The 13,013-nt window shown below is 32.0% G+C and carries 14 protein-coding genes; 3 read left to right on the top strand and 11 right to left on the bottom strand.

The window, feature by feature from the left end; translation table 11 throughout:
* Nucleotides 1-43: 43 nt before the first annotated feature.
* Entirely contained in the window at nucleotides 44-559 is a 516-nt protein-coding gene (locus AAFP94_RS07275; protein WP_316661880.1) for an RNA polymerase sigma factor, read from the bottom strand.
* 117 nt (nucleotides 560-676) lie between these two features.
* On the opposite strand from AAFP94_RS07275, the gene AAFP94_RS07280 reads away from it, so the two are divergent.
* From AAFP94_RS07280 to AAFP94_RS07290, 3 genes are all read left to right on the top strand, one after another.
* Nucleotides 677-2,422: a hypothetical protein gene (locus AAFP94_RS07280; RefSeq protein ID WP_316661881.1), complete on the top strand. Its 1,746-nt coding sequence runs from the start codon at nucleotides 677-679 to the stop codon at nucleotides 2,420-2,422.
* A 195-nt stretch (nucleotides 2,423-2,617) separates the two neighbouring features.
* The gene (ffh, locus tag AAFP94_RS07285) at nucleotides 2,618-3,946 is read left to right on the top strand and encodes a signal recognition particle protein (protein WP_316661882.1); all 1,329 of its coding nucleotides are present in this window, start codon (nucleotides 2,618-2,620) and stop codon (nucleotides 3,944-3,946) included.
* 48 nt (nucleotides 3,947-3,994) lie between these two features.
* A complete protein-coding gene (locus AAFP94_RS07290; RefSeq protein ID WP_316661883.1) occupies nucleotides 3,995-4,882 on the top strand; it encodes a bifunctional 5,10-methylenetetrahydrofolate dehydrogenase/5,10-methenyltetrahydrofolate cyclohydrolase in 888 nt (295 codons plus the stop codon).
* A 7-nt stretch (nucleotides 4,883-4,889) separates the two neighbouring features.
* Here AAFP94_RS07290 and AAFP94_RS07295 read toward each other — a convergent pair whose 3' ends face one another.
* From AAFP94_RS07295 to AAFP94_RS07340, 10 genes are all read right to left on the bottom strand, one after another.
* Nucleotides 4,890-5,312, bottom strand: coding sequence for a VOC family protein (locus AAFP94_RS07295; protein ID WP_316661884.1), 423 nt, complete (start codon nucleotides 5,310-5,312; stop codon nucleotides 4,890-4,892).
* Nucleotides 5,313-5,346: 34 nt separating this feature from the next.
* Nucleotides 5,347-6,264, bottom strand: coding sequence for an alpha/beta fold hydrolase (locus AAFP94_RS07300; RefSeq protein ID WP_316661885.1), 918 nt, complete (start codon nucleotides 6,262-6,264; stop codon nucleotides 5,347-5,349).
* 56 nt (nucleotides 6,265-6,320) lie between these two features.
* The gene (locus AAFP94_RS07305; RefSeq protein WP_316661886.1) at nucleotides 6,321-6,890 is read right to left on the bottom strand and encodes a hypothetical protein; all 570 of its coding nucleotides are present in this window, start codon (nucleotides 6,888-6,890) and stop codon (nucleotides 6,321-6,323) included.
* A gap of 103 nt (nucleotides 6,891-6,993) precedes the next feature.
* A complete protein-coding gene (locus AAFP94_RS07310; protein WP_316661887.1) occupies nucleotides 6,994-7,872 on the bottom strand; it encodes a LytR/AlgR family response regulator transcription factor in 879 nt (292 codons plus the stop codon).
* A gap of 13 nt (nucleotides 7,873-7,885) precedes the next feature.
* The gene (gene rluF, locus AAFP94_RS07315) at nucleotides 7,886-8,632 is read right to left on the bottom strand and encodes a 23S rRNA pseudouridine(2604) synthase RluF (RefSeq protein ID WP_316661888.1); all 747 of its coding nucleotides are present in this window, start codon (nucleotides 8,630-8,632) and stop codon (nucleotides 7,886-7,888) included.
* A 3-nt stretch (nucleotides 8,633-8,635) separates the two neighbouring features.
* Entirely contained in the window at nucleotides 8,636-9,463 is an 828-nt protein-coding gene (locus tag AAFP94_RS07320) for an alpha/beta fold hydrolase (RefSeq protein ID WP_316661889.1), read from the bottom strand.
* A complete protein-coding gene (locus tag AAFP94_RS07325; protein ID WP_316661890.1) occupies nucleotides 9,460-9,828 on the bottom strand; it encodes a cupin domain-containing protein in 369 nt (122 codons plus the stop codon). The genes AAFP94_RS07320 and AAFP94_RS07325 overlap by 4 nt, the downstream gene beginning before the upstream one ends.
* Complete coding sequence (locus tag AAFP94_RS07330; protein ID WP_316661891.1) at nucleotides 9,828-10,802, bottom strand: YitT family protein; 975 nt, start codon at nucleotides 10,800-10,802, stop codon at nucleotides 9,828-9,830. Before AAFP94_RS07330 ends, AAFP94_RS07325 begins: the two co-directional genes overlap by 1 nt.
* A gap of 17 nt (nucleotides 10,803-10,819) precedes the next feature.
* Nucleotides 10,820-11,374, bottom strand: a complete 555-nt coding sequence (locus AAFP94_RS07335; RefSeq protein ID WP_316661892.1) for a hypothetical protein — start codon at nucleotides 11,372-11,374, stop codon at nucleotides 10,820-10,822.
* Entirely contained in the window at nucleotides 11,375-12,913 is a 1,539-nt protein-coding gene (locus AAFP94_RS07340) for a helicase HerA-like domain-containing protein (protein ID WP_316661893.1), read from the bottom strand. It abuts the gene before it with no gap.
* Nucleotides 12,914-13,013 lie beyond the last annotated feature (100 nt).

A 13,013-nucleotide genomic window follows, 5' to 3' on the forward strand; every position in this document is an offset into this window, starting at 1 on the left:
CAACTATATAACAGGTTACTTGTTTTTTTTCCTACCCCTTATTTTAAATTTCTTTAATTTCTTCTCTTAACTTTTTTAATGCACCATAAATTCGCTTTTCAACAGCTTTGGTCGAAATGTCTAAAATAGATGCAATTTCCTTGAAGCGTTTTCCTTCAACTCTGTTCATTAAAAAAGCTGTCCGTTGTGCTTCTGTTAAATTTGAAAGAGCTTTTTGAAGCTTTTGCATGTACTCATTTTCCTGCATTAAAAATTCAGGATTTTCATTTGTATAAGTTTTAGGCTTTGTTTTAGCATATTTTAATACCACTTTTTGATGCGCATATTCATTTAACATCAAATTGTTGGCTGTGGTAAAAACAAAACTTTTGGCTTTGTCTGGAGTTACTTTACTACAATTTTGCCAAAGTTTTACAAATGCTTCTTGCACCTTGTCTTTAGGGTTTAGGTGTTCTCCAAACTTATAGTATAAAAAATCGTGTAGGTCTTTAGAATACTTATTAAAAATAGAAGAAAACAGATGTTCTTCACATACATTATCATATAGTTGTTTACTCATTTATTCAGGACATAAGGTTGTGCTAATTTAAAAAAATTAAATCGTTAGGGTAGGAATTTTAATTGTTATGCTGTTCTATTACCAAAAAATGCTATGTCTAATTTAAAAACCTACATTATGAAAACGAATTTTAAACTACTTTTTGTTTTACCTTTTTTTGCCTTACTAATGTTTTCGTCTTGCCAAGATGAAGTCATGGAAATTACTGAAACTAACGAAGAACAAGTTTTCGAAGCCGATTCTGAGGTTGCCGAATTAATGTCTAAAGTTGCCACATATGATGGCTCTAAAGACAATATTATTGATGGCGCAAATGAACTGTCTTTAAAATTGCCTGTTACTGTTATTGCCAATGGGGAACAGATTGTTGTAGCTTCAGTTGAAGATTACAATAAAATTGAAGCAAATTTTGATGCTTTTGAAGATGATGATGATAGTCTAGAAATAGTTTACCCTGTAACTGTTACTTTACGTGATCATTCAGAAGTTGTTGTTAATAGCCGTACTGAACTTGATGCTTTAAGAGATAATAGTACAGATGAAGAAGATGATGATATTGAATGTATAGATTTTAAATATCCTATTTCATTTTCAGTTTACGATCCTAATTTTCAGGTTATCGATGTAATTACAGTCGAAAATGACACGCAGTTGTACAGATTTATTCATAACCTAGAAGCAGGAGTATTAGTGAGCTTGAACTTTCCTGTTACTATGATTTATGCAGATGGTTCTACAATTGAAGTACATACCTATTTTGAATTAGCCAGAGTAATTTTAGAAGCAAGACATATTTGTGATGAAGATGATGATAATGATTATAATGATGATGATTTTACCATAGAGCGTCTAAACAGTCTATTAGTATCTTGTCCTTGGGTTGTTCATGATTTGAGAAGAAATAATTCTGATTTAGCCAATGAGTATAGAGAATATGTAATGTTCTTTTTCGAAAATGGTGTCGTAAAAGTAAGAGCTAGAAATGGTGATATGCTTACTGGAGAGTGGAGCACCGTAATGACAGATCATGGTCCGAAAATTACTTTAGAGTTTGACACTTTGGTAGATTTTACGTTACAATGGTTTGTTTACGAAATAGAACCAGGAAAAATCAAGCTATACACAGAAGGAGGAAATAGAATAATTTTACGTAAAAATTGTGATGTTGCACATGAGCCAACACCAGAACAAGTAGAAGCCATTTTACAAGAATGTATCTGGAGAATAGCTAGAATTTACATTGATAATAATGACCATGATCAAGAATACATTGGTACACCGCTTAAATTTGAAAGTGATGGCGTCGTTAAGTTAAGAGTTAATGGAGAGTTCATTACAGGTACTTGGGATATTTTGTCCACATCTGCAGGTTTAGCTTTACAAATGAGTTTTGATAATCGTCCTGAACTTAACTTATATTGGTTAATTAGAGTTATAAATGAGGAGAAAGTAGTGTTAGTAAACAACAATAGTGAAATGTTGTTAAGAAGACACTGTCCAGATAATGATGGAGATATTCTTTATATTAATGACATATTAATAGATGGATTGTGGAACTTCGCCTTATACCAAATTGAGAATGATATTTTAACAGATCAGTATTCAATGTTCAGTATTGATTTCTTTGCTAATGGTGGACTTAAAATTCTAAACCCAAATGAGCAAGTTGTAGATTATGGTGCTTGGTTAGCATATAGAAACGAAGGTCTTTATCTTGGATTGAATTTCGGACTGGACTCTGGGTTTAGTGAGTTTAACCACAGATGGAAAATTGTAGAAATTTCAGAAACTAGAATTGAATTACATGATTTGAGCAGTACTGGTTTAATAGAAAGAAAATTAGTACTTGAGAAAACCTTATAGCGTTTAGTGTTATGGTTGGTTAGTAAAGGGCTTCATATCTTTGAGGTTAATTATAAGTTGGTTAGTTACCCTTTACTATAAAGCTGTCAGGACGAAAGTTTTGGCAGCTTTTTTCTTTAGGCTTTTTATAAATATATACTTCATTTATAAACAACAAATCGTTAAATTTGCACTTCTTAAAATTAGAAGTAGATTATGTTTAATAGTTTAAGTGAAAAGTTAGATAAAGCCTTACATGTTTTAAAAGGACATGGTAGCATTACAGAAGTAAATGTTGCCGAGACCTTAAAGGAAGTAAGACGAGCATTGCTTGATGCAGACGTTAACTTTAAAATAGCAAAAGAGTTTACAAATACTGTTAAGGAAAAAGCTTTAGGTCAGAATGTATTAACTTCTTTACAGCCAGGACAATTAATGATAAAACTCGTTAAGGACGAGTTAACCAAATTAATGGGTGGAGATGCAGAAGGGATTAATCTTTCAGGAAATCCTAGCATCGTATTAATGTCTGGTTTACAAGGTTCTGGTAAGACAACTTTTTCTGGAAAACTAGCTAACTACTTAAAAAACAAAAAAACAAAAAAACCTTTATTGGTAGCTTGTGATGTGTATCGTCCAGCTGCAATTGACCAATTGCATATTGTTGGAGAACAAATAGATGTAGAGGTTTTTAGTGATAAAGCCAATAATGATCCTGTGTCCATTGCAAAGGCAGCCATTGCTCATGCAAAATCAAATGGATTCAATGTTGTTATTGTAGATACAGCTGGGCGATTGGCAGTAGATGAGGTCATGATGACCGAAATTTCTAATATTCATAAAGCCATTCAACCACAAGAAACCTTGTTTGTTGTAGATTCAATGACAGGTCAAGATGCAGTTAATACAGCAAAAGCATTTAACGATATTTTAAATTTTGATGGTGTTATCCTTACAAAATTAGATGGTGATACAAGAGGTGGAGCGGCATTATCAATTAAATCTGTAGTTAATAAACCAATCAAATTTATTGGTACAGGAGAAAAGATGGATGCCATAGATGTTTTTTATCCATCTCGTATGGCAGATCGGATTCTTGGCATGGGTGACGTTGTTTCTTTAGTTGAAAGAGCTCAAGAACAGTTTGATGAACAGGAAGCGCGAAAACTTCAAAAGAAGATTGCCAAAAACCAATTTGGGTTTGATGATTTCTTGAAACAAATACAACAGATCAAAAAAATGGGTAATATGAAAGACCTTGTTGGAATGATTCCTGGAGCTGGCAAAATGATGAAAGATGTAGATATAGATGATGATGCATTTAAAGGCATTGAAGCTATAATTCACTCCATGACACTCAAAGAAAGAACAAACCCTTCAATTATTGATGCCAGTAGAAAAAAGAGAATTGGAAAGGGTTCTGGTACTTCTGTACAGGAAGTTAATCAATTATTGAAGCAATTCAATCAAATGAGCAAAATGATGAAAATGATGCAAGGAGGAAAAGGAAGAGCTATGATGCAAGCTATGAAAAACATGAGGTAACTCATGTTTTTTTAATTTAATAAAATAAGTAAATTATTATTCAATACTATGACGATTTTAGACGGAAAAAAAGTTAGTAACGATATCAAGGATGAAATAGCTTTAGAGGTTAACAAGATGAAGGCTGATGGAGAAAAGGTTCCTCATTTGGCAGCTGTAATTGTTGGTAACGATGGTGCAAGTTTAACATATGTTGGTAGTAAAGTTAGAGCGTGTGAGCGAGTTGGTTTTAAATCTACAATGGTAAGGCTATCTAATACGACTAGTGAAATTGAATTATTGGATAAAATAGAAGAATTGAATAATAATGATGATATAGATGGGTTTATCATTCAATTACCATTACCACCACAAATAAATACTCAAAAAGTTTTGATGGCCGTAAATCCTGATAAAGATGTTGATGGATTTCATCCAATGAATTTTGGAAAAATGGCATTGGATATGAGTACCTTCATTCCGGCTACTCCTTTTGGTATTTTAGAGTTATTAGATAGATATGGTGTAGAAACTCAAGGAAAGCATACTGTAGTTATAGGTCGTTCTCATATTGTTGGAAGACCAATGAGTATTTTAATGGGTCGTAAAGGCTTTCCTGGAAATTCCACGGTTACATTAACACATAGTCACACAAAAAATATTACTCAAATTACAAGTCAGGCAGACATTATTATTTCGGCATTGGGCGTACCAAATTTTCTAAAAGCTGAAATGGTTAAGGATGATGCTGTGATTATAGATGTTGGTATAACTCGTGTTCTAGATGAAACTACTACAAAGGGTTATAGGATAACAGGAGATGTTGATTTTGAAAACGTAAGTAAAAAAGCTAGTTATATTACACCAGTACCAGGAGGCGTTGGACCAATGACCATAGCCATGCTTCTTAAAAACACATTATTGGCTTGTGAGCAAAATAAGTCGAGAAATGATTAGCTAATTTCTATTTAGCAAATATTTGATTCATGTCTTTAAAAGACTTAAATTCTAGAGCATTACCAGCTGGATCATAGAAAAACATCGTAGCTTGTTCGCCCGTTTGACCCTGAAATCGGATATATGGTTCTATATTAAATTCAATTTGTTTTGATTTTAAATCTTGAGCTAACAAATGAAATGTTTCCCAAGGTAAAACAATTCCAAAATGTGGTACAGGAACCGATTTTCCGTCAACAGGGTTGGTGTGTAACTCTTCGTCAGATTTTGGTTTGTAGTGAATAACCAACTGATGCCCAAAGAAATTAAAATCTACCCAATGGTCACTGCTTCTACCTTCTTCACAATTCAAAATATCTTTATAAAATTTTCTGCATTCTTCTAAATTATGAACAGGAATTGCCAAATGAAAAGGTGATAATGCTGACATCTAAATTTTTTTACATGTAAATTTACCTATTAATTTATTTTCTTTCTAAAAATTCAGAAATAAGTTTTGTAAGTTTTTCGCTTTCATCTTGTTGCACAAAATGACCAGCGTTAGGTAAGATTTCGATAGTTAATTCATTGTCTGTAAAATCCCACGTGTTATTATGTCCACTTATTGGTAAATATTTATCATTCTTTCCATGGACAATTAAAACTGGCATCTTTAAGTTTGGAAGGTCATAATTTCTTTTAATAAAGCTTTCTTTTTTTAAATTCTCCAGTGTTGGGTAATTGGCTTTATAATAATTGATCATGACATCCTTATCAGATCGTTTAAAGGCTTCGATGTAAATTGATTTTGCATCACTATCTTTTACCCAACCTGAAAGCCATTGTTCTGTGAGTTGTGTTCTAAATTCATCGGATACAAAAGTATCTGCATAAGATGGTTGACGTTCTTCATCTTGAATTATGGGTTTGTTGTTTCCAGCTTTTGGATGTGGAACATTTAATATCACCAATTTTTTAATAAGTTCAGGATATTCTATTGCGAGCCTCCAAGAAATAGCTGCTCCCCAATCATGTCCGACCAAATGAACAGGTTGTTCACCAAGACTTTTAATTACTGCTTCTATATCTCCGATTAATTCATTAAAGAAATAATTTTCAACACCTTTTGGGCTATCACTTAAATTGTAACCTCTTAAATCTACGGCAACCGTTTTATAGTTTTTTGACAATGGTAGCATTTGTTCATGCCAAGTGTACCAGAAATCAGGAAAACCATGTACAAAAAGTACTACAGGACCTTTACCTAGTGAGACATAATGAATTTTAACACCTTTGTTGTCTGCATAATGATGTTCAACCAAATCGAAAATCTTTGATGATTGAGAATTGCAAAATTGAATGTAACATATAAAGACAATAAAAAGCTTAATAAATTTTTTCATTTGACATTTACTATTTAGATTAAAATAATATACTAATTAATTTAATATTAAGTATACTATTCCATTTTAGAACACTCAATTTTCCAGGTAGGATATACTATAGTTTCATCTTTACTTACCCATTCACCTATCCATTTGTATCCAGCTTTAGAAATGTCATAAAATGTTAAGCGGTAAAAGCCTTCCATACCGTTTGGTGCATTTTGGTTTCTATACAATATAATTTTGTCTTCAACTTTATTACCTTCCCAAGCAGGTAATGTTTTTGGAATTCCTTTTGTAGTGTAGTAATGCACATACCATTTGCTGCTATCTGCACTAAACTGCCTGATACTTCCAGAGTGTGTTCCATCAGATTTAAGCGTTTCGTCTTGAACTATCATTCCGTTAGCTATGTATTTAAACTTCCAAAGCATATCTATTGTTTCTCCCCAAGTTCCATCTTGGTTTCTTGCAGTGGATTTACAATTGCAGACCCCGATCAGAGGGTCAAAATCTTTAATTTGTTCTGGAGCTTCAGGGTTTGGTCTTCCAAAAGGGAACTCTTCAGTAGGTTCATAACTGTATTGAGCATTTGTTGTAAATGATGATAGTAATAGTGCTAATGCAAGTATAATTTTTTTCATGATTTTATATTTTCGAACAAGTAAATAAAAAACTAGATGTAGAGTTTGACTTTTGCAGAGAGTTGCAAGAAAATTGCAGTAAGCTTCGTTAAAGGAATACTAATTATTTTGAAATAAAATCTTTTACCACTTTAAGGTTGCTTTTTGAAACAGGTATTTCTTCGTTGTTTTTAAGAATTAAACAAGGTGGTTGAGATAACTTTAATTCTTTCGCTACATTCATATTGACTATAGCTTTTCTGTGTACTCTTAAAAAATTGCCATTCAGTTTTTCTTCCAGAGATTTTAAACTACTCCTCATGGTATAGACCTTTAAGTTTGCAGTATGCACCTTAACACAATAGTCATCTGCTTCTATCCAACTAATATCATTTACCAAAATAATTTTGTGATTATTACCAATTTTAATATTCAAGATATTGGTTTTATCATCATTTGTTGCACTAAATTTATTATAAAGATTTTGGTTGGTTTTCTTTAATTCAGCTAATTCAAGAACATCAATTTGTAATTTTATATTAGCAAAATGCAAATTAAGGATAATGGCAACAGCTATATAACCTAAAGTATAAATAGGTGCTTTTTGAAAAGTAAAAAAAGGAATAAACACACCAAATAAAAGGTTCAAGTTGAAAGTAGTATCAGAAACTAAAAATTGTAAGATTGAAATAATTATAATACCTAACAAAACCAAACTAGCAATCAGCAGTATATATTTTAAAATGTCTAGTGTGGACAAATTTGCTTTTGAAGCATTTGATTTGGCATATCTGTAAAGAACATATGAAAGCATCAACCAAACAAGCCATCTTAAAGCTTGATATTTTACAACTCCGAAAAAAGTAACATCTTCAGCTAATTGATACCTGTTAATGTAATAAACCTGCTGAAAGGATTCAAATGTAATAGCAACACAAAGAACAATCAAAATAATAACTATTGTTCTTTTTAAATTTATGAAGCTGTCTTTAAAACGTCCCATTTTTTGATGCAACTTATTTTTTGTTAGTTTTCGGTTTGAACTCCTTTGTAGACCCTTTTAATAGGGTATTAAGTTCATTTAATTCCGTTTCAGACAATTCTCTATACTTACCTACAGGAATATCTAATTTAATATTCATAATGCGTGTTCGTTTCAAGGTTTTAACTTCATAATCTAAAAATTCGCACATACGTCTTATTTGTCTATTAAGCCCTTGAGTTAGTATAATTTTAAACTCATAAGTATCTAGTTTTTCGACTTTACATTTACGTGTTACAGTATCTAATATTGGGACACCTTGAGACATTCTTTTTACAAAAGTTTGCGAAATAGGTTTATTGACGGTAACGATATATTCTTTCTCATGATTATTACTGGCACGAAGAATCTTGTTGACAATATCTCCATCATCTGTTAGAAGTATGAGTCCTTCACTTGGTTTGTCTAATCTGCCAATCGGGAAAATACGCTTATGATAGCCAATAAAATCTATAATATTATTTTTTTCTACTCGTGTGTCTGTTGTGCAAACAATACCAATAGGTTTGTTAAAAGCTAGATAAACTGAAGACTTTTTGGAGTTCTTTACAAGTTTTCCATCAACATGTATTTCATCATTTGGAGCTACTTTGGTTCCTATTTCGGTAACTTTACCGTTTATAGTAACACGACCTTCTTCAATAAGTTTATCTGCTGCACGACGGGAACAGTGACCAGCTTCACTTAAATATTTATTAAGACGTATTAAAGGCTTATCCATAAATTAGGTTTCTATAAATTCGTTGATGTAATCTGTAACTTTTGGATTGTTATAAGAATGACCTAAACCTTTTGTACTAATAAATGAAGCATTATTAAAACTATCTTTTACCAGCAAAGCATCATTATATGGGATAACGTCATCTTCTTCATCATGTATGATGAGCCCTTGAGATTTTATATTTTTCAAATATTTTGCTGTAGATACAGAAGAAGGCTCTTGACCAAAGCGTTCTATAATAATTGAATTTAATTGAATTTTAATCCTCTGGTTATAGCCCAGCATATTAGTATACCGTTCAAGTAATCCTTTATATTCCGAAGGAGAACCAATTAGAATAAGTTTTTTTACTTGTTCTAATTTATGATTGTGTTGGCTAATAACTGAAGCCATACCACCAACAGAATGTCCAATAATTATTTCTGCATGAAATCTTTTGGCTACAACATTAATAAATTCTGAATACAAAAAAGCATCAAAAAAATCACTTCCAGAATTGCCATGAGCTGGAGCATCTAAAGCTACTATGTTGAAACCTTTGGGTTTTAAATTTTGAATAATTGGTTGCCATCTTGCCGCATTACTTTCCCAACCATGTGCTAATAGCACAGTAGGTTTATTTCCTAACCAGCGATAGGTCATTATATGATAATCAACATATTTGAGCTCTTCTTTAAAAGCTGTGTCTAAAAATTCTCCTTGACTTCTAGTGATTTGACCTTTTCTTGGTTTAGTAAAAAGAAATAAAGCTAATTTTGTGGCGTAAGATTTTGAAAAAAAGCTTGCGGCATTTACATATTTTCCAACCATGTAAAAAAGTACCTTTTTCATTCGTCTTCTCTGTTCACTTCATTAATTGAAAAAGCAGGCAGGCAAATGGCTAAATATTCGCAAGGTTCTGTAAAGGGGTTAGAATATTGTACTCTTGTATTTTTATTTATTTTAATGCATTGATTGGCCTCCAGAACAACAATTTCATCTTCAATAATAAATTGTTTTTTTCCTTTGATGATATAAGTGTATTCGTCAAAATTAGGTGTTTGATAAGGTTCTTTCCATCCAGGAGGAGCTATCATATGCGCAATGCTAATTTTGGAATTTCCAACACTAGCATTGCCAAAATGTTCTTCAATAAGTTTTCCGTCGTTAGTTGGAACAACAAATGGAGAGGCTTGAATAGTATATTTTTTAGACATTATTTTTCGAGAGGCTTTCTTTTTATCATTCCACCTCGAAGATCTTTTACAAGACCCATGATGATGAACGCATTTTTATCTATTTTGTCAATTTCTGTATGCAATTTAGCTAATTCTAATCTCGTGACTACAGTATATATAATATCCTTGTCATAACCTTTACCACTTTTCCCATAACCTCCTTTTCCCGCATAGATTGTACAAGCACGCCTTAACTTATCTATCAACATGACTCTTAATTCTTCGTGTTTTTCTGAAATGATGGTTACCCCAACATACTCCTCAACACCATCAACTACAAAATCAACTGTTTTAGCTGCAGCCAAATACGTCAAGATAGCATACAAAGCAATTTCTACAGACAAAATATAAGCTCCAAACGAAAAGATGATGATGTTAGTTAGTAATAATACATCACCAACTGTTATAGACAATTTTCTACTTAAGAATATGGCCAAAACTTCTGTGCCATCAATCACGCTTCCTCCTCTCATTGCCATACCTATTCCCAAGCCTAAAAAGAAACCACCAAAAACCGCAATTAGTAATTTATCATCTGTTATTGTAGGATAATCTACATAATGTACAACAAATGAAAGTGCAAAGATGGCTATGATACTTTTAATAGCGAACTTTAAGCTAAACGTTTTAACACTCAAAATTAAAAAAGGAATATTGACCAGAATCAATAAATATCCTAAAGGAATATTGGTTATGTTTTCCAATAATAATGAAATACCAGTTGCACCGCCATCAATAAAACGATTTGGTAATAAAAAGCCTTTTAGCCCAAAACCAGCAGAAAACACACCAATTAATATAAAAATGTACTCTTTTATGGCATGCGATAACTCAACTTGAAGATTTCTAACCAGCGGTGCAATCTGTTTGTTGCTTATAGGTTTAGCATGAGCCTTTGTTTCGAGTCTTTTTCGAGCAATAGCTATTAATAATTTTGAAACAAAAGGATTCATATATTTATTTTTTTTATTTAATTCCAGTTAATAAAGAAATATTTAATCTTTGCACCATCTGGAATATGTGTAGCTTCAATTTTTAATTTCATATCAAATCGAAGATTGGCAGGCAATTCTTTCTTGTCTATAGTAAAGGTTGCATTTATATCATTAACAGTTACAACTACAGAATTTATCAAGTTATCAATTCTTGAAATTTTGTAATTATTTTGAATATCCTTAAATGTACTTAATATTGAGATATTCTTATCTGTTTTATAATTAGAATCTAGAATATTCACATTACTAATCACGGCTGTTGAATCATTTATTTTATTAGGTGAAAGGACTAGTGTTTTCTTCCCGTCTTTATTAAAAATTTCAATATTATTGATATCGCCAGTAAATTCACTATCCCCTTTATATTTTACGATAGAATCGTTGATAAAAACAGATTCTAAATCTTTGACTTGGGTGGAGTCTGTTAATAAACCAACATTTTGTTTAGCAATTTGAAAAGGATTCTCTTCTTTATTACAACCGACAAAAATTACTAGTAGCAGTATGATTTTTATTAAATATTTTTTCATTTATTTTTTCATGACTTTAGTTAATATTCCGAAAACACTTCTTATAAAAGTTGCGCTGGTCAAAACTTTTACAACTGGATTCATGCGTGTACTCCGTCTTGTGCTTGAAGTTCTTCTTTTTGATTCGGCTTTTTTAAGTTCTTCTTTTTCCTGACGCGCTTTTTCTTTGGCTTCTTCGGCTTCAGCTTGTTCTATTTTTTTATTCAATAATTCATAAGCACTTTCTCTATCAATTTCTTCATTATATTTTTTAACCAATTTAGAGTTTGATAATAAATGGCTTAATTCTGAATTGTTCAAAATATCCATTCTACTCATTGGTGCGCGCATCATAGTTGCTGCTAGTGGAGTAGGACGCCCTTTTTCATTAAGAGCTGAAACCAGAGCCTCTCCAGTCCCTAGAGAAGTTAATACTTCAGCGGTATCATAGTATTCAGTATCTGGATAATTTTGAGCTGTAAGTTTTATTGCTTTTCTATCTTTTGCAGTAAAAGCCCTTAATGCATGTTGTACTTTCAGACCTAACTGACTTAAAACCGCTTCTGGAACATCCGTAGGATTCTGTGTAACAAAATATAATCCAACACCTTTACTTCTAATCAATTTCACAATACTTTCAATTTGGTTAAGCAATGCTTTTGATGCTTCATTAAAAATTAAATGTGCCTCATCGATAAACATAATCAATTCAGGTCTTCCTGTATCACCTTGTTCAGGAAAAGTAGAGTATATTTCTGCCAACAAGCTTAACATAAATGTAGAAAACAATTTGGGCCTATCTTGAATATCTGTAAGCCTGATAATATTGATATAACCTCTACCATCTTCCGAAATTCTTAAAAGGTCATCGACATCAAAAGATGTTTCGCCAAAAAACAAATCTGCACCTTGTTGCTCTAATTCAATAACTTTTCTTAAAATAGCTCCAGTAGAAGCGGTGGAGATTCTTCCGTAAGCTTCTGCAAACTCTTGTTTACCTTCATCTGTTGCATATTGTAATATTTTTTTAAAATCTTTTAAATCGAGTAGAGGTAACTTATTGTCATCACAATATTTAAAAATAACTGCAACCACACCGGATTGTGCTTCAGATAAATCCAAAATTCGAGATAAAAGAACTGGTCCAAATTCACTTACAGTCGCTCTTAATCTTACACCATCTTGTTCAGATAATGTTAAGATCTCAACAGGAAAAGATTTTGCTTGAAAAGGTAAACCAATAGCATCATGACGTTCATCTATTTTAGGATGTCCTGGACTTGGTTGAGCCAAACCACTTAAATCTCCTTTAATGTCCATTAAAATAACAGGAATACCTTTTTCGCTCAAATTTTCTGCCAGTACTTGAAGTGTTTTGGTTTTGCCAGTTCCTGTAGCACCTGCAATTAATCCATGCCTATTCATAGTTTTTAAAGGCACATTTACGTAAGCATTTTTTACTGTTATTCCATCCAACATGGCAGAGCCAAGAGTAATGAATTCTCCTTTGTTGGTATTTCCTTCTATGATATGATTGAAAAATTCTTCGTTTCTACTCATTCTCAATAAAATTTTTATAAAAATACTAATCTTGAAGTTAATCAGAGAGAAATCTTTTCAACATTTTAATAAGAAACTTCAAAGAGAGACTTATCTTTGC

Origin of the sequence: Gilvirhabdus luticola (genome assembly GCF_040117515.1) — a bacterium.
Taxonomy (GTDB): Bacteria; Bacteroidota; Bacteroidia; order Flavobacteriales; family Flavobacteriaceae; genus Gilvirhabdus; species Gilvirhabdus luticola.